Source organism: Flavobacterium zepuense (genome assembly GCF_007097145.1).
Classification (GTDB): Bacteria; Bacteroidota; Bacteroidia; order Flavobacteriales; family Flavobacteriaceae; genus Flavobacterium; species Flavobacterium zepuense.
In genome coordinates this window covers 243119-261520 of the sequence record NZ_VJVZ01000005.1, presented here as the reverse complement: position 1 = coordinate 261520, position 18402 = coordinate 243119, and the positions used below count along the sequence as shown (strand labels likewise).

Below are 18402 nucleotides of genomic sequence, written 5' to 3'. Positions count from 1 at the left end.
TTATTTAACCACTTTACCGGCCTCTTCCTGTTTAAGCAGCACCTTTTTATAGTCTTTCGGGAACACTTTTACAAAGCTGCCCAACTGGTTATCAAAATCTTTTAAAATAAAATTTGCCGTGGCGCTACCTGTATATTCCAGGTGCTTTTGCAGCATGGCAAACAGCTCATCGCGGTCGGCTTCATTGCATTGCTCCAGGTCGATCATTTCCGGGTTGCAACGGTCGGCAAAATCTTTATATACATCATATACATAAGCAATACCGCCACTCATACCCGCACCAAAGTTCCGACCGATCTTACCCAGAACCACTACCCTGCCGCCGGTCATGTACTCGCAACCGTGGTCGCCAATACCCTCTACCACTACTTTGGCTCCTGAATTTCTTACTGCAAAACGCTCGCCCGCGCGGCCATAAATGTAAGCCTCGCCACTGGTAGCGCCATACAGCACTACGTTACCCACAACGCTGTTAGCCTCGGGTTTGAAGCCTGCATTAGGTGGCGGACAAATAATCAACTTAGCGCCACTAAGGCCTTTGCCAAAATAATCGTTGGCATCGCCCTCTACGCGCATGGTAAGCCCTTTGGCTGCAAAGGCTCCAAAACTTTGGCCCGCAGCCCCATAAAACTGAAAGTTAAGGGTATCTTCAGGTAAGCCTTCACTTTTAAATTGTTTGGAAATCTCGTTACTAAGCAACGTACCTACTGCCCTCCTTGTATTTTTAATTTTGAAGGAAGCGGTAACTTTTTCGCCGTTTTTAAGGGCCGGCTGTGCTGCCTCAAGTAATTGCCAGTCCAGGATATCTTCCAGGCCATGATCCTGCTTTTCGGTACAATACAGGCTAATATTATCAGGGTTTGGCTCTTTATACAGAATACGTGACAGGTTAATATTTTTATGTTTCCAGAATTCAATATCTTCCCTTTGTTTCAGGTTATCGTTCTGGCCAATCATCTCGTCGATAGTCCTAAAGCCCAGTTCAGCCATAATTTCGCGTAGTTCCTCTGTTATAAACTTAAATAGGTTAACCACGTGGTCTACTTCGCCGGTAAAGCGGCTGCGCAGTTCTTTATCCTGCGTGGCAACACCCACAGGGCAGGTGTTTAAGTGGCATTTGCGCATCAAAACGCAACCCTCTACCACCAAAGCTGCGGTGGCAACACCCCATTCTTCGGCACCTAAAAGCGCAGCAATAGCAATATCGCGACCGGTTTTCATTTGGCCATCGGCCTGAACAACCACGCGGCTGCGCAGTTTGTTCTTCATAAGGGTTTGGTGCGTTTCGGCTAAGCCCAACTCCCACGGAAGCCCGGCATGCTTAATAGAACTCAACGGCGATGCCCCTGTGCCCCCATCAAAACCTGATACCAAAACCACATCAGCCTTAGCCTTTGTAACACCCGATGCTATGGTACCAACGCCTGCTTTACTTACCAGCTTAACGCTGATACGCGCCTCACGGTTGGCGTTTTTAAGGTCGAATATCAGTTGTGCTAAATCTTCTATCGAATAAATATCGTGGTGCGGTGGTGGCGAAATTAACCCTACCCCCGGCGTAGCATGGCGCGTGCGGCCAATCCACTCGTCTACTTTCTCTCCGGGAAGCTGTCCGCCCTCGCCCGGCTTGGCACCCTGCGCCATTTTTATCTGTAACTCGGTTGCTTCCGTAAGATAACGGCTGGTAACGCCAAAGCGACCACTGGCTACCTGTTTGATGGCGCTGCGCATGCTACTGCCGTCTTCGGCAATTTCGTAACGGGCTTCGTCCTCGCCACCCTCGCCGGTATTGCTTTTAGCACCCAGTTTGTTCATGGCAAGGGCAAGCGTAGTGTGCGCCTCCCAGGAAATAGAGCCAAAGCTCATGGCACCCGTAGAAAAACGACTGTATATGTTCTCAGCAGGCTCTACCTCATCAATAGAGATTGACTTTTGTTTTTTATCGAAAGTTAAAAGGCTACGGAGCGTACAGGCTTTTTCGCCCTGTTCGTTAACCAGTTTAGAGTATTTTTTAAATAACGCATAGTCATCTGTACGTGTAGACAATTGCAATAGGTGTATGGTTTGCGGATTAAACAGGTGAAACTCTCCCTTGCGCTTCCATTGCAGCTCGCCACCCACAGGCAGCCTGTCGGCAGGGATTTGCTTATTACTGAAAGCAAAGCGATGTTTAATCAATGCCTCTTCGGCAATATCATCCAGGCCAAGGCCTTCTATGTTAGATGTTGACCCTGTAAAATACTGGTTCACTACATCTGAACTCAGACCTAATATCTCAAAGATCTGCGCACCCTGATAGGATTGGAATGTTGATATACCCATTTTAGAGAATACCTTAAGCAGGCCGTTGTTCATAGCTGAAATGTAATTTTCTCGCAGATCTTCAAAAGGCACGTTGGTATCGCACAAACCTTCAGCAAGTCGGTCGCGTATGGTGGCAAACGCCATATACGGATTAATAGCCGTAGCGCCGTACGCAATAAGACATGCGGCATGCTGCACCTCCCAAACATCGCCGGCTTCTACAATAATGCCAACCTCTCCCCTTAGCCCCTTGCGGATAAGGTGGTGGTGCACTGCCGCAGCCGACAATAACGATGGTATGGGCGCATGTCTGGAATCGATAGCCCTGTCCTGTAGGACGATCATTCGGTAACCGTCTTCCACGGCATCTACGGCATAGCGGCAAATACGATCAAGAGCTTTTTTAAGCGCATCGGCACTTCCATCGGCCCTAAAGTAGCATTGTATGGTCTTACTCTGAAAAGTCCCGGTATCGATACTGCGTATCTTTTCTAAGTAATAATTATCTAATATTGGATGGCGCAGCACAATAGTGTGTGCTGCCAAAGGATCTTCCTGCAAAATATTGCCGCTGGTACCCGCAAAACTCGCGAGCGACATTACCAGTTTCTCTCTTATAGGGTCGATTGGCGGATTGGTAACCTGAGCGAACAACTGCTTAAAATAACTTGTTAAGTGCTGTGGTTCTTTACTTAAAACCGCTAACGGAGTATCAGTACCCATAGAGCCTACGGGTTCTTTACCGGTAAGCGCCATTGGCATAATAATATCTTCTATAGCCTCTGTGGTATAGCCAAACGCTTTTTGATACCTAAAAACCTGTGGGTGTGCCAACGGTGTAAAGGTTACACGCGGCTCGGCAATTTTACCCATGGTAATTTTGTATTTCTCCAGCCACTCGCCATACGGCTGTTGCCTGCAAATACTTTTTTTAATAGTATCATTAAATTGTATCTCACCTTTCTCTAAATCTACCACCAGCATTTTGCCCGGTCTAAGCCTACCCTTTTTAACCACTTCTGATGCATGCAGGCCTAATACACCGGTTTCGGATGCCATAATAATGCGTCCATCGGCGGTTATGCTGTAGCGAATTGGCCGCAGACCGTTACGGTCGAGCGTGGCACCAATCATCTTACCATCGCTAAAGCAAACGGCAGCGGGGCCATCCCACGGTTCCATAAGGCAGGAGTGGTATTCGTAAAATGCTTTTTGCAGCGGGTCTAACGCCTCGTTCTCATCCCAGGCTTCGGGTATCAGCATCATCAATACATGAGGCAGTGACCGACCCGAAAGCATCAGCATCTCTACCATATTATCTAAACTGGCGGAATCCGACTGTTTGCCCGGCACCAAAGGTAGGAGCATGTTAAACTCCTCTTTAGTAAAGTAGGGCGATGCAAAATTCTTTTCGTTAGTGCGCAGCCAGTTAAGGTTGCCCTGCAACGTGTTTATCTCGCCATTATGGGCAATGTACCTAAACGGCTGTGCCAGCGCCCACGAGGGGAATGTATTCGTTGCAAAACGCGAATGCACTAAAGCATAAGCACTTGTAAGTATCTTGTTTTGAAGATCTGGGAAATAGTGGCGTACCTGGCTGCTGGTTAGCTGCCCTTTATATATGATGGTCGCCGCCGACAGCGATGCCATGTAATAACCCGTCTCGGTTTTGCGGATGGTGCTGTTTATAGTGTGCGATGCATAGTTGCGCAGCACAAAAAGCTTGCGTTCAAACTCGATATCGGTAGCAATATTAACCGGCCTGCGAATAAAAACCTGCTCAATATGCGGCTCTACGCTCAGGGCGGTATCGCCAATGCCATTGCGGTTTACAGGTACTTGTCGGTACCCCATAACCTCAAGACCCAACTGTTCTGCGGCAGCGGCAAACAGGTCTTTGCAATCTTCTATTAAATGTTCGTCTTTCGGGAAGAAAACCATACCCACACCATACTGGCCGGCTTCGGGCAGTTTAATACCCAGCTTAACACATTCGCTTACAAAGAAACCATGCGGAACCTGAAATGATATACCTGCACCATCGCCTGTATTATCTTCGCAGCCACAAGCTCCCCGGTGCTCTAAATTCTCTAATATAGTTAGGGCATCCGCAATGTGCTGATGCATTTTTCTTCCGTTTATACTGGCCACAAACCCTATACCGCAGGCATCGTGCTCATGGTCGGGGTTGTAAAGCCCTTTCTGTTCGTTCTCCATTAAATTTTTCATTGCTACATTACATTTACGCCAAATACAATATCTTTATGGCTTGTTGCCATCCATAATGCTACTTGTAAAAGCGGGCGGTTAAATTATGAAAAATTTATATATAATTTGTTAATACTACATTACTTTAAAAGCAAAAAAGCGACAAACGAACAATTAAATGCAGCTAAAACAGATTAATTATAAATAAAATTCATTTTTAAGGCACTCAAAATACATCAAACGTTATATTATAGTTAGTACATGCGCCAAATTTTTAAATATTTACCTTTTATAGCCTTTTTGTTATTATTTGCTGCATGCGCAAAAAATAATTCAGAAACGAACGACAAGCTTGTTTTCCGTTACAACGAAAATGCTGCTGTAAACTCGTTAGATCCTGCCTTTGCCAAGATTCGCCCCTCTATATGGGTTTGTAACCAACTATATAATGGGTTCGTACAATTAGATGACAGCCTTAACATTAAACCCGATATTGCCAAATCGTGGACGATATCTCCAGATGGTAAAACGTATACCTTTTTGCTTAGGAATGATGTGCGTTTTCATAAAAGCAGCCTTTTTGGTGCCGACAGTACCCGCACGGTTACCGCGGCCGACTTTACTTACAGCCTTAACCGCCTTTTAGACGAGAAAGTTGCAGCTCCCGGCCGTTGGATATTACAAAATGTGGAAGGCTTTAAAGCGGTTAACGATTCGGTTTTCCAGATACAGCTTACTAAAACCTTTCCTGCTTTTTTAGGATTACTTACTATGAAATACGCATCGGTAGTACCGCATGAGGCATTTGATAAACCTGGGTACGATTTTAGGTCGGCACCCATTGGTACAGGGCCTTTTCAGTTTAAAATCTGGGAAGAAAATGTAAAACTGGTGCTCCGTAAAAACCCATTGTATTATGAGCGCGATGAGAAAGGCGTACAACTACCCTACCTTGAAGCCGTTGCCATTACCTTTTTACCCGATAAGCAAAGCGGCTTTTTGCAGTTTGTGCAGGGCAAGCTTGATTTTGTTTCGGGCCTTGACCCATCGTATAAAGATGAAATACTTACACCAAAAGGCGAACTGGCGCCTAAATACCGCAACAGCGTAAAAATGATTACGGGTCCGTACTTAAATACCGAGTACATGGGCTTTAGGCTGGATGGCGCCGATAAGGCTGTTAAAGACAAACGCATTCGCCAGGCGCTCAACTATGGTTTCGACCGTAATAAAATGATCTTGTTCCTGCGCAATAATATGGGTACGGGCGCAACAAAAGGTATAATACCGAACGGGCTTGCAGGGTCGGGCGCTAAGGGGTACACTTTTGATGCCGCCAAAGCACGCGAACTGGTTGCCGAATACAAAAAACAAACGGGAGATAGCAACCCTAAAATACAAATGAGTACTACGGCATCCTACCTTGATATTGCCGAATACCTGCAACGCGAATGGCAGAAAATTGGGCTAAATGTAGAGGTAGATGTTAATCCGCCTACTACGCTTACACAGTCTATTTCTACAGGTAAATCGGCTTTTTTTAAAGCTACCTGGATTGCGGATTACCCGGATGCTGAGAACTATCTGTCGTTATTTTACAGTAAGAATTTTTCGCCGGGCGGGCCTAATTATACCCATTTTAAAAATGCTGAATTCGATAAACTTTATGAGCAGGCCTTTTTAGAAACTGATGATAAAAAACGCCAGGAACTCTACAAAAAAATGGACGAACTGGTTATGCAGGAAGCGCCGGTTATCCCGCTGTTTTATGATAAGGCTGCCCGTTTTACCCGAAATGGCGTAACAGGATTAGGGATAAACCCACTAAATTCTTTAATTTTAAAGCGGGTAAAAAAATAATAAATCTAACACGAATTACACCGATTTGCAATAATTAATTTTGTGGCAATTTGTGTAATTCGTGGCAAGAAAAACGATGGAAAATTCCCAAATCTTTCCAGAATGTAATCGTTCCTTGCTGCGTTAATTGGTATATTTGGTATACGCATAAAATTACACACATGAAAATTCTTATTGTAGAAGATGAACAGGGCCTCAGGGAGGTTATACGGGAATCTTTAGAAAAAGAAAAATACATTGTAGAGACCGCAAACGACTACATAACCGGCCTCGAAAAAATTGGCAGTTATGATTACGATTGTATTTTGGTAGATATAATGCTGCCCAATGGTAGTGGCCTTAACCTGGTGCGCGAGCTTAAGCAAATGCAAAAAAAGGAGGCTGTAATAATTATCTCGGCTAAAGATAGTGTGGATGATAAGGTGGAAGGCCTTGACCTGGGTGCCGATGATTATCTTGCAAAACCTTTTCATTTAGCAGAACTGCATGCGCGTATCAAATCGGCTATAAGGCGCAAAAGCCATGATGGCGATACGTTTGTTACCCTCGAAAATATAAAGCTATCGCCGGAACTGCGAACGGTTACCGTAAATGGTATCGACCTTACCCTTAACCGCAAAGAGTTTGACCTGCTGTATTATTTTATGATAAACCCCAACAGGCTGGTTAACAAAACAGCTTTAGCAGAGTCTGTTTGGGGCGATTATATCGATCAGGCCGATAACCTTGACTTTGTATATTCCCAAATAAAAAACCTTCGTAAAAAAATGAAAGATGCCGGTGCCGAAGCTGATATCCAGGCAGTATACGGTATGGGCTACAAACTAACGACTTCATAAAATGAGCAGTATAAAACAACCTAAAAAAAGTGTCTCGCTACAATATTACACGCTGCGCTACCTTGTTGTGGCGCTGCTGGTAATTATTGCGATTTGGGCGGGCATGTTTTATGCTATTATTTTAGAGGAAGTGTATGATAATATAGACGACGGCCTTAAAAATTCCAAGATACTTATTGAGCGCGAGGCGTATGCCCATCCGGAATTATTTGAAACATCTGAATTTGGCATTAACCAGTTCAAAATAGAGCCGTTGCCAAAAGGCAGTTATGACTTTTCGGATAAGTTTACGAGTACTTTCGAGTTTATGGAGTACGACGATGATAACGAGCCTATCCGGTTGCTGGAAACGGTTTTTAACGACCCGCAGGGCAACCCCTATAAGCTTACCATCCGCGCCAGTATGGTAGAGGAAGACGAACTGCTTGAAGACCTGCTTACTGCCCTCGTAGCGCTTTATATTATGCTGGTTATTAGCATTGCGCTGTTAAACCACTACATTTTGCACAGGGTTTGGCATTCGTTTTATGAATTGCTGGGCAACCTTAAAAATTACAAACTGGGCACCGGGAGAGCTTTTACTGCGCCTGATTCGCCGGTATCGGAGTTTAAAGTATTGGGCGATGAACTTGAAGATTTACTTAAACGAAGCGAGGCCATTTACTCCAGCCAGAAACAATTTATAGAAAATGCATCGCACGAGCTGCAAACCCCTCTTGCCATTAGCCTTAATAAGCTGGAACTTTTTGCCGAGAACAACAACCTGCCCGATAAGCAGATGATGGAAATTGGCAAGGTAAGCGATACCCTTAACCGTTTGGTGCACCTTAATAAATCGTTACTGCTGCTCTCTAAAATAGAGAACAGGCAATATGCCGATGAAGATGCCGTAAACTTTAACGACCTTGTTAAACAACTGGCTGAAGATTTTGAAGACCTGGCCGAATTTAGGGAGATTACCATTAATGTTATACCCCAAGGTGAATTGAGTTTTAACATGAACAAAGGCCTTGCACTTACCCTAATTACCAACCTGCTTAAAAATGCATTGGTGCATAACCATGCCGGTGGTGTGGTAAATATTATTATTACCCCTAACAGCCTTTCAGTACAAAATACTGGTGCCAATGCCCCACTGGACGAGCGTAAGGTTTTTGACCGTTTTTATAGAAACTCTAACAACGAGCAATCAACCGGGTTAGGATTATCTATAGTATGGTCTATTGCCAACAGCTATAAATTGACTGTAAATTATAGTTTTAGCGGCAACCATGCGTTTACGGTAACCTTCCCAAATAAAAAATAGAAAAGTTTTTTTGATTCCTAATTGTTTCCAGATTGTGGTTATAAACTTGTACTACAATTTAAAAACAAGACATTATGAAAACGCAATTTGCATACCCAAAAACAATTTTATTAGGAGTAGCTTCTTTACTAAGCTTTGCCTGTACTGCCCAAAAAACTAACATTACCGTAGCTGAATTACCTGCCGCTGCACAAAGTTTTATCAAGGCTAACTTTCCGAACCAGGCGACATCGTACATTATTAAAGATAAAGACCTGACCGAAACTGAATACGAATTGCGTTTTACCGGCGGTACCGAAGTAGAATTTGATGAAAAAGGCAATTGGAAAGAGGTTGATGCCAACAGGAGTACTATGCCTGCAACAGTATTACCTAAAGCTATTGCCGACTATAATGCTGCCCACTATAAAGGCCTTGCAGTAGAAAAAATTGAGAAAAAACACTATGGTTACAAACTGGAATTTACCAACGATGTGGAACTGGAATTTGACAACACGGGTAAGTTTTTAAGGGTGGATGATTAATCCGCTATATGCTTTTCAAAAAGAAAACGGCTATCGCATCATATTGCGGCAGCCGTTTTCTTTTTTCTTTTATTTTTACGCCAATCCCACGGGGCAACAGGCTTTTTATCGGCCCAAAGGCCAAGCTGGCTTTGCCGCGCCTGTTCTTCAAGGTCGGATAATTCAGGATGATTTTTAGAGTATTGTTTGTAGTGCCATGCCAGTCCGGCCTTTAACAATGCCTCGTTTACATTAACACCATCTTTAGTTACTATGGTACCCACAATGCGGTTATAGCGGTCGCGCTTACCGTTAGAACTTACCGTTACGGTTTTACCAAAACATAAGTCCGATGCATATTGGCGGGCATTTTTACCAAAAGCCTGCGATTTTTCGGGACAATCAATGTCAGCAAGCCGAATGCGCTCAGACGCACCGTCATACAATACCTCAAAAGTATCGCCATCTTTAATACCAATAACCTTTCCTGTAAAAACCGTGAGGTAGCGCAGTTCTTTTAGCTCTTTAGGCTTACGGACTTTTTTAGTGCGTTTTTCCTTTACCTGTTCCGGGCGTGGGGTATTTTGAGATTTATTGTAATAGTTATAAAAAACCGCGAGTGCCAACAGCACTAACAATGTAACTATACCAAACTTAGGTTTATATCTTCTTTGCCTTGCCATTCAATAGTATTTGTACAGCTAAGCTGACTATATATTTCTAAGTTTTTCGGTTTGTTGATACACTTCGGCAAGAATTGCTTCATCTTCGGGAGTAAATTCAACATCGCGGCGCGACATAACAATGCGTGCAGTTTCAAAAGCCTTTTTAACATCGTAGGTCATCATGCCGGCAGCGCCACCCCATGAAAAGCTGGGTACAAAATTGCGAGGGAAGCCACTGCCAAAAATATTGGCGCAAACCCCTACAACCGTACCGGTATTAAACATGGTATTGATACCGCTTTTGCTATGGTCGCCCATCATAAGGCCGCAAAACTGGAGTCCCGTTTTTACAAAGCTGCCTTTTTCATAATCCCACAGTTTAACCTCTTCGTAGTTATTTTTAAGGTTAGAGTTGTTGGTGTCTGCCCCAAGGTTGCACCATTCTCCTAATACCGAGTTGCCCAAAAAGCCATCATGCCCTTTGTTAGAATAGCCAAAGAGTACCGAGTTGCTCACTTCGCCACCAATCCTGCACTCCGGCCCAACGGTCGTAGCGCCATATACTTTAGCTGACATTTTAACCACGGCGCCTTCGCATAAGGCAAACGGCCCGCGGATAATAGAGCCCTCCATAATTTCGGTATTTTTACCAATATAAATAGGCCCTGTTGAAGCATTAAGCGTAACAAACTCAAGTTTGGCACCTTCTTCAATAAAAATATTCTCGGGGCTAAGGGTGTTTACGCTTGATGGTATGGGCTGAGAGGTACGTCCCTCGGTAAGGAGCTCAAAATCTTCACGCAGGGCGGCATCATTCTTTTTAAAAATGTCCCAAACATGCTCAACTTTTAAGCCCTCTTCATTATATTCAATAATCTCGTAAGTATCAAAATCTACCTCTTCCTGATTCTCCTTACTGTAAAACGCCACAACCTCGTCGCCGCTAAAAATAGCCTGGTTTTCCTCCAGTGCCATAACCATTTCGGCAAGCACCTCGTTAGGCAGGTAAGCAGCGTTAATAAGCACATTCTCTTCCATCTCTACCATAGGGTACTTATCGGTAAGATATTCCTCGGTTACGGTAGTGGTGGTATAGCCCAGGTATTTTTCCCATTTTTCGCGAATGGTTAGTATGCCAATCCTAATATCGGCCACGGGGCGGGTAAAGGTAAACGGCAGCAGAGCATTGCGCACAGGGCCATCAAAAAGAATGTAGTTCATTTTTTATGAGTTACAGAGTTACAAAGTGCCAAAGTTACTAAAAAGGTTCTTAGAATCTGAGGGGCTTAGAATCTAAGTTTCCTGAATTTCTAAGCATCTAAGTATCTTAGCTACTTAAGTATCTCAAAAAAAAAGCCCTCCGTTTCCGGAAGGCTTTGCTATATAAGGTAAGAAGTGATTACTCTTCTGTAGTCTTAGTTTCTTTGCTAAATTTAGCATATTTGTTTTTGAACTTGTCAATACGTCCTGCAGTATCGATAAGTTTAGATTTACCTGTGTAGAAAGGGTGAGAAGTACGAGAGATCTCCATTTTCACTACCGGGTATTCAACGCCTTCGTGTATAATTGTTTCTTTAGTATCAGCAGTAGATTTAGTTAAAAACACTTCTTCGTTAGACATGTCTTTAAAAGCAACTAATCTGTAATTTTCCGGGTGAACACCTTTTTTCATTTTGAGTAAATTTTTATTGTTTGGTTACAGGTTGTTTTGCGGCTTCTTTTAAGGGAAGGTATAAATGCACTGCAACTTTTTGTTTATAAACTTTTTAAATCAGGGTGCAAAATTACAACTATTTTTTTAATATCAAATAAAGCACACCATTTTTTTCCAAATATCCACAACACTTTTTTAACAGCACATAAAGGCGGATTTAGTATATTTGTTGCTTAAACCAAACAAACAAATACCATGGATGAAAAAATTACAATTACGCCACCTGTAAAGCCTGCAAAAGCTGCCCTAAGTTATGGAGTTGTATTTGGGCTTGTATTAATTATTGAATTTGTTGTTTTTTATGCCCTTGACATTAATCCGCAAAATGGCGGTGCAATAGCTGTAGTAAATTCTTTACTTAATTATATAGTACTGCCAATGATTTTTATTTTCCTGGCCTGTAATCAATATAAAAAATTATCGGGCGGATATATAACACTGGCACAAGCACTTAAAGCAGGTGTAATTGTAACCGTTATTGCTGCTTTGGTCTTAGGTGTATTCAACATTATATTTAATATGGTATTGCCCGAGCTACAGGCAGAAATGCTGCAAAAAGCTAAAGAGGGTATGGTTGCACAAAATCCTAACATGACAGCCGAGCAGCTGGAAATGGGAATACAGGTTGCAGAACTATTCATGAAACCTTATGTTATGTTGCCAATGTCTATGCTTATTTATGCTTTTATAGGGTTAATAAACGGCCTTATTATTGGCGCCATTGTTAAAAAAGAAAATCCGGGAGCATTTTAATACATGAACTTATCTATAGTTATCCCCCTTTTAAACGAAGAAGAATCTCTTAAGGAACTCCACCAGTGGATCGTATCGGTAATGACCCAGAACAACTATAGTTATGAGGTTATTTTTATTGATGATGGTAGTACCGATGATTCCTGGCCTATAATACAGCAACTTGCCCAAAAAGACCTTAATGTAAAGGGCATAAAGTTTTTTAAAAACTACGGCAAGTCGCAAGCCCTTCATGCCGGTTTTGCAAAGGCTCAAGGCGATGTTATTATTACCATGGATGCCGATTTGCAGGACAGCCCCGAAGAAATTCCGGGATTGTACAGCATGGTAACTTCCGGCGGACTCGATTTAGTTTCCGGCTGGAAAAAAAAGCGTTACGATTCTATCCTATCTAAAAATATGCCGTCTAAACTGTTTAACTGGGCTGCCAGGAAAACATCGGGCGTTAAGCTGCATGATTTTAACTGTGGGTTAAAAGCATACAAACAAAAAGTAGTTAAAAATATAGAGGTTAGTGGCGAAATGCACCGCTACATACCTGTACTTGCTAAAAATGCCGGTTTTGGCAAAATAGGCGAAAAAATAGTTATTCACCAGGCGCGTAAATATGGTACCACTAAATTTGGTATGGAACGTTTTATAAACGGTTTCTTAGACCTTATTACCATTTGGTTCCTGTCGCGTTTTGGTAAAAGGCCCATGCACCTTTTTGGGGCGCTGGGTGTGCTTATGTTTTTAATAGGTTTGTCGTCGGCAGTATATATAGGCATTAACAAGCTGTATAAATTGTATATGCACGAAAGGGCCATATTAATTACCGATAATCCCTGGTTTTACATAGCACTGGCTACCATGATAATAGGTACGCAGCTGTTTTTGGCAGGCTTTTTAGGCGAAATAATCCTTCGTACAAAAAACAACGAAGAGCGCTATAAAGTCAGCGAAACTTTATAAATTTATTCCAACAATCAAGAAGAAAAAATAATAAATCCCCCACATCCATGGAAATTGAAAAATCAATCCTCGACAAAGTAAATGTATGGCTTAGCCCTGTTTTTGATACTGAAACACAGGATGCCATTAAAGATATGATGACCTCATCGCCCAAAGAACTGGAAGACAGCTTTTACCGTAACCTTGAGTTTGGTACCGGCGGTATGAGGGGCATAATGGGCCCGGGCACCAATCGTATAAATAAATATACGTTAGGTAAAGCCACACAAGGCCTTAGTGATTATTTGCACACCAACTTCCCTAATCAGGAAATTAAGATTGCTATAGCTTATGATTGCCGTAATAACAGCGATGTACTTAGCAAAATAGTTGCCGATGTATTTTCTGCCAACGGTATTAAAGTATATCTTTTTGAAGAGCTTCGTCCTACTCCTGAGCTTTCTTTTGCCGTTAAATACCTTAACTGCCAGGCAGGTATAGTACTTACGGCATCGCACAACCCGCCGGAATATAACGGTTACAAAGTATATTGGGAAGATGGTGGCCAGCTTGTACCACCACACGATAAAGCACTTATAGAAGTTATTGAGGCCTTAGAGTACAGTGCCATTAAATTTGATGCTAACGAAAGCCTTATAGAAATTATAGGCCACGATATTGATGTAGAGTTTATAAAATCGTCGTTGGTTAACGCGTCATTCAACACGGCACCTGAGGCTAAAACTGATCTTAAAATTGTTTATACTCCGCTTCACGGTACATCGGTCAAATTAATTCCGGACCTTTTAGAAGATGCCGGTTACAGCAACGTGCACCTTGTAGCAGAACAGGCTGTGCCTAACGGAAATTTCCCTACGGTAAAATCGCCAAACCCGGAAGAGCCTGAGGCTTTATCTATGGCTGTAGAATTGGCAGACCAGTTAGATGCCGATGTTGTTATTGGCACCGACCCTGATGCCGACCGACTTGGCGTTGCAGTGCGCAACGGTAACGGTATCATGACACTGCTTAACGGTAACCAGACAATGGTACTTATGACAGAGTTTTTACTGAACGAATGGCAGAAACAAGGCAAACTTAACAGCAAACAGTTTATTGGCTCAACTATTGTTAGCACACCAATGATGCAGGAGCTGGCAAGTGCCTATGGCTTAGAGTGCAAAGTAGGCCTTACCGGCTTTAAATGGATCGCTAAAATGATAGTCGATTTCCCTGAACTTGAGTTTATTGGCGGTGGCGAAGAGAGCTTTGGCTACATGGTGGGCGATGCCGTTCGGGATAAAGATGCGGTTACCTCTACCCTGTTGCTATGCGAAATTGCTGCACAGGCTAAAGCAAAAGCGAGTTCACTATATCAAGAGCTTTTAAAACTTTACGTAAAATACGGCTTTTATAAAGAGTACCTTATCTCTATCACTAAAAAAGGTATAGAAGGTGCTGCCGAGATTAAACAAATGATGATAAGCCTGCGCGAAAACCCGCTTAAAGAAATTAACGGCCAGCGTGTGCTTATGGTAGAAGATTACCAGTCATCTACCGCTAAGAACCTGCTGTCTGGCGAGGAAGAAGCACTTACACTGCCAAAATCAGACGTATTGATTTACTATCTTGAAGACGGTACTAAAATATGTGCTCGCCCAAGCGGTACAGAGCCTAAAATTAAGTTTTACTTTAGTGTAAACGATAAACTGGACGATGTTAAGAACTTTAAAGAAGTTGAGGCATCGCTCGACCAAAAAATTAAGAACATTATACAGGAAATGAACCTGAACTAATTTAATGAGTAACTTCAGAAAAATTCTTCGCTTTGCGATTCCCTATAAAAAGTATGCGTACCTGAACATTTTTTTTAATGTTCTGTACGCACTTTTTAGTACTTTATCTTTCTTAGCGCTTATCCCTATGCTGTCGGTTATCTTTGGCGACACAGTAAAATTAAGGGTTAAGCCGGTATATACCGATATTTTTGAGATTAAAGATTATTTAAATAATTACCTTAACTATTATGTTACTACTACCAACGACACTAAAGGCGTAGAATATACGCTGGGTGCTATGGTTATAGTAATTATAAGCATTTTTTTACTTAAAAACCTTTTTAACTATCTGGCACTGTTTTTTGCCACATTTTTAAGAAATGGCGTGCTTCGCGATTTACGCGACGGTATGTACCAAAAAATAATCCACCTCCCTTTAGCTTTTTATTCAGAAAAACGTAAAGGCGATGTTATGGCAAGAATGTCGTCTGATGTTAACGAGGTACAGTCATCTTACCTGTCTATTTTAGAATTAATAGTAAAAGAACCTCTTACAATCCTGTTCTCTATTGGTATTATGATAGGTATAAGCCTTAAACTTACGCTTTTTGTGTTTGTGTTTATCCCCGTTTCGGGGTTTGTAATATCTAAGATAGGTAAATCGTTAAAGAAAAAGTCGGGCAGGGCGCAACAGGAACAAGGCACTTTTTTATCCATTATTGAAGAAACATTAGGTGGGCTTAAAGTGATAAAGAGCTTTACAGCCGAAAGCTATTTTACGCGAAAATTTGAAGGTTCAACAGAAAAACATTACGACCTTTCTAACAGGATCCTTAACCGCCAAAACCTTGCATCACCCTTAAGCGAGTTTATGGGTATAATGGTTATTGCTATTTTGTTATGGTATGGTGGGCACATGGTATTAGTTGAAGGCAGCCTTAAAGGATCGGCATTTATAGGATATATGGGCCTTGCATATAATATCCTTACCCCGGCGAAAGCTATTTCTAAATCATCTTATGACATCAAGAAAGGTAATGCTGCTGCCGATAGGCTAATGGAAGTATTAGAACAGGAAAATCCTATAACTGATAAACCTGATGCCCTTAGTAAGCAAGATTTTGAAACGAACATTACTATAGAGAATATTAATTTTAGGTACGAAAAAGAAAACGTACTTAAAGATTTTTCACTAACCGTTCCTAAAGGGCAAACTGTTGCATTAGTGGGACAATCCGGTAGTGGAAAAAGTACTATAGCTAATTTGCTTACACGCTTTTACGACGTTCAGGAGGGCACAATAAAAATTGACGGGACAGATATCAGATCTCTTAAATTGGAATCATTACGTGGCCTTATGGGGCTTGTAACACAGGATAGTATCCTTTTTAACGATACCATCAGGAACAACGTAACCCTTGGCAACGAAAATGCTACTGATGAGGAGGTACTGAATGCCTTGCGCATAGCCAACGCTTATGAATTTGTTGCAGGGCTGCCCGATGGTATTCATACAAACATTGGAGATAGCGGCAACAAGCTTAGCGGCGGACAAAAACAACGCCTTAGCATTGCCCGTGCCGTGCTTAAAAACCCGCCTATTATGGTATTAGACGAGGCTACCTCTGCCCTTGATACTGAAAGTGAAAGATTAGTACAGGAAGCGCTTGACAATATGATGCAAAACCGTACATCGGTGGTTATTGCGCACAGGCTAAGCACCATTCAAAAAGCTGATAAGATCGTGGTAATGCAAAAGGGGCGTATTGTAGAGCAAGGTACACATGACGAACTTATTGCAAAAGACGGTACCTATAAGAAGCTGGTAATGATGCAATCGTTCGAGTAAAAGTTAATTCGGCGATTTGTTTATTTGGTGATTTGATAAATAGTAAGTATCTCAACCTTATTCAAGTAAGGAGTTTGGGTACCAAAAATAACAATTGATTAATAGCTGCATTTTTTGCAGCTATTTTTTTTAGGTGTATCTTTAAGCTATAAAACCGCATTTAATACCCATGTATATCTCCAACAGCCAGATTACAATACCCGACCCGGATACCATAGTTTGGAAATATTTGGACCTTTCCAAATTCCTGGACCTGCTGTTTTGCAGGCAGCTTTTTATGTCGCGTTCGGACAAATTTGAAGACCAATATGAGGGTACTTTTAGTGAGCCTACTTTTGAGGAGATACGTAAAATATCAGAACACAATCCTAAATTTTTAGATTACTACAAATCGCACCGTAAAAATGTAGTTATAAGCAGCTGGCATATTAATGAATATGAAAGTTATGCCATGTGGCAGATATTTACCAAGAACAACGAAGGCTTGGCGATACAAAGCACTATAGGCCGGTTACAGGAAGCATTAGGCCCCGAAAACCGTTACGATCAGCACATTGGCGAGGTAAAATATATTGATTATAAAAAGGAATATATTCCGTTTAATGACAGCTTTTTCCCATTCCTGTTTAAACGAAAGAGCTTTCAGTACGAGCGTGAGGTACGTATAATATCCGACCTTACCGAACATCATTTAAGCATTAATGAGGGCGTAAAAGCCAACGTAGACATTAATCAGCTAATTGAAAAGATATACATTCACCCCAAATCAGAGAACTGGTACAAAAACCTTGTAATACAGCTAATGCAGCAATTGGGATTTGATTTTAAGATAGAAAAATCAGATTTGGAAAGTGATATACTTATTTAGTTTTCAGTCGCAGTCTCAGTAGGCAGGCACCTACACGAGATTCTTCGACTCCGCTGCGTTGCGCTCAGAATGACAAACTGTAACTGATACCTACTCTACCGGCTTATAATCGGTAACGGCCCAGTCTTTTGCCATTAGGTCGGCGTAATGGTAGTGCACCATATCGTTTTTATCAAAGGCACCATTTTTATTAATATCTTCTATAGTACGGAAGTAAATACGGTTTTGTGCATCAATAATATTCCAGTCTACCAGTTCCTGTACGTCTTCTGATAGTTTTTTAAATCCTTTACCGCTTATTTCGCTTATGTAAAGCGATTTAATATCGTTACTGTCTACTTTGCCATCCTGGTTGGTATCGGCATCTACAAGGGTATAAACAAGCACCTGCTTTTTAGTCCTGTCAGACAAGCTATTAAGGTAGGTAGCAGTTTGTATCTGTATTTTATTGGTTGTAAGCGGCCTCAGTGTGGTTGAATCAACATGCTGAAATTTAAGGTTCTCAAAATAACCGGTAATTTCAAAACGATTATAGTTGGATATCGCATAACTAACAGATCCTGTAGTACGGCTCGAACCATAGCTGCGATTGCTGTCGTCGTATATCCTGATATCCCCTACGGGATGGATAAGGTATTTGGTACCGTCCATTAAAACAGGCAGGTCGGCTACTTTAATCTGGGTAGAATCTACCTTTTTAGGCTGCGCTTTAACCGCTTTAGTGTCGCGGTAAATTACTTTAGGCTTCGGCTTTTCTTCCTTACAGCTAACAAACAGTGCGGCAGTAAAGGCTAATGCTATAATCGCGGCTTTTTTCATTTT

14 protein-coding genes are annotated in these 18402 nt (G+C 41.9%); 9 read left to right on the top strand and 5 right to left on the bottom strand.

What is annotated here, in order from left to right; genetic code table 11:
• Positions 1-4533, bottom strand: a complete 4533-nt coding sequence (gltB, locus tag FMM05_RS09895) for a glutamate synthase large subunit (RefSeq protein WP_143373204.1) — start codon at positions 4531-4533, stop codon at positions 1-3.
• A gap of 240 nt (positions 4534-4773) precedes the next feature.
• On the opposite strand from gltB, the gene FMM05_RS09890 reads away from it, so the two are divergent.
• The 4 genes from FMM05_RS09890 to FMM05_RS09875 all read left to right on the top strand — a co-directional run bounded on the left by FMM05_RS09890 (position 4774) and on the right by FMM05_RS09875 (position 9041).
• Positions 4774-6372 (top strand): ABC transporter substrate-binding protein, encoded by a 1599-nt coding sequence (locus FMM05_RS09890; RefSeq protein ID WP_143373203.1) that lies wholly within the window; start codon positions 4774-4776, stop codon positions 6370-6372.
• Positions 6373-6533: 161 nt separating this feature from the next.
• On the top strand, positions 6534-7211 hold the full coding sequence (locus tag FMM05_RS09885; protein ID WP_143373202.1) for a response regulator transcription factor: 678 nt from the start codon (positions 6534-6536) through the stop codon (positions 7209-7211).
• Between the two features lies 1 nt (position 7212).
• Complete coding sequence (locus FMM05_RS09880; protein ID WP_143373201.1) at positions 7213-8517, top strand: sensor histidine kinase; 1305 nt, start codon at positions 7213-7215, stop codon at positions 8515-8517.
• Between the two features lie 74 nt (positions 8518-8591).
• Positions 8592-9041, top strand: coding sequence for a PepSY-like domain-containing protein (locus tag FMM05_RS09875; protein WP_143373200.1), 450 nt, complete (start codon positions 8592-8594; stop codon positions 9039-9041).
• A 38-nt stretch (positions 9042-9079) separates the two neighbouring features.
• Here the strand turns inward: FMM05_RS09875 and FMM05_RS09870 are convergent, their stop codons facing one another.
• From FMM05_RS09870 to FMM05_RS09860, 3 genes are all read right to left on the bottom strand, one after another.
• Entirely contained in the window at positions 9080-9703 is a 624-nt protein-coding gene (locus FMM05_RS09870) for a thermonuclease family protein (RefSeq protein WP_143373199.1), read from the bottom strand.
• Between the two features lie 27 nt (positions 9704-9730).
• Positions 9731-10906, bottom strand: a complete 1176-nt coding sequence (locus tag FMM05_RS09865; protein WP_143373198.1) for a GlmU family protein — start codon at positions 10904-10906, stop codon at positions 9731-9733.
• Positions 10907-11084: 178 nt separating this feature from the next.
• Positions 11085-11357, bottom strand: coding sequence for a type B 50S ribosomal protein L31 (locus tag FMM05_RS09860; protein WP_143373197.1), 273 nt, complete (start codon positions 11355-11357; stop codon positions 11085-11087).
• A gap of 237 nt (positions 11358-11594) precedes the next feature.
• On the opposite strand from FMM05_RS09860, the gene FMM05_RS09855 reads away from it, so the two are divergent.
• From FMM05_RS09855 to FMM05_RS09835, 5 genes are all read left to right on the top strand, one after another.
• Positions 11595-12152 carry a DUF4199 domain-containing protein gene (locus tag FMM05_RS09855; RefSeq protein ID WP_143373196.1) on the top strand — a complete coding sequence of 186 codons (558 nt, stop codon included), beginning with the start codon at positions 11595-11597 and terminating at the stop codon, positions 12150-12152.
• 3 nt (positions 12153-12155) lie between these two features.
• Positions 12156-13106: a glycosyltransferase family 2 protein gene (locus FMM05_RS09850; protein WP_143373195.1), complete on the top strand. Its 951-nt coding sequence runs from the start codon at positions 12156-12158 to the stop codon at positions 13104-13106.
• Positions 13107-13153: 47 nt separating this feature from the next.
• Complete coding sequence (locus FMM05_RS09845; protein ID WP_143373194.1) at positions 13154-14881, top strand: phospho-sugar mutase; 1728 nt, start codon at positions 13154-13156, stop codon at positions 14879-14881.
• A gap of 4 nt (positions 14882-14885) precedes the next feature.
• The gene (locus FMM05_RS09840; protein ID WP_143373193.1) at positions 14886-16712 is read left to right on the top strand and encodes an ABC transporter ATP-binding protein; all 1827 of its coding nucleotides are present in this window, start codon (positions 14886-14888) and stop codon (positions 16710-16712) included.
• A 169-nt stretch (positions 16713-16881) separates the two neighbouring features.
• Positions 16882-17580 carry a hypothetical protein gene (locus FMM05_RS09835; RefSeq protein ID WP_143373192.1) on the top strand — a complete coding sequence of 233 codons (699 nt, stop codon included), beginning with the start codon at positions 16882-16884 and terminating at the stop codon, positions 17578-17580.
• 90 nt (positions 17581-17670) lie between these two features.
• Here the strand turns inward: FMM05_RS09835 and FMM05_RS09830 are convergent, their stop codons facing one another.
• Positions 17671-18399 (bottom strand): hypothetical protein, encoded by a 729-nt coding sequence (locus FMM05_RS09830; RefSeq protein ID WP_143373191.1) that lies wholly within the window; start codon positions 18397-18399, stop codon positions 17671-17673.
• Between the last annotated feature and the right edge of the window lie 3 nt (positions 18400-18402).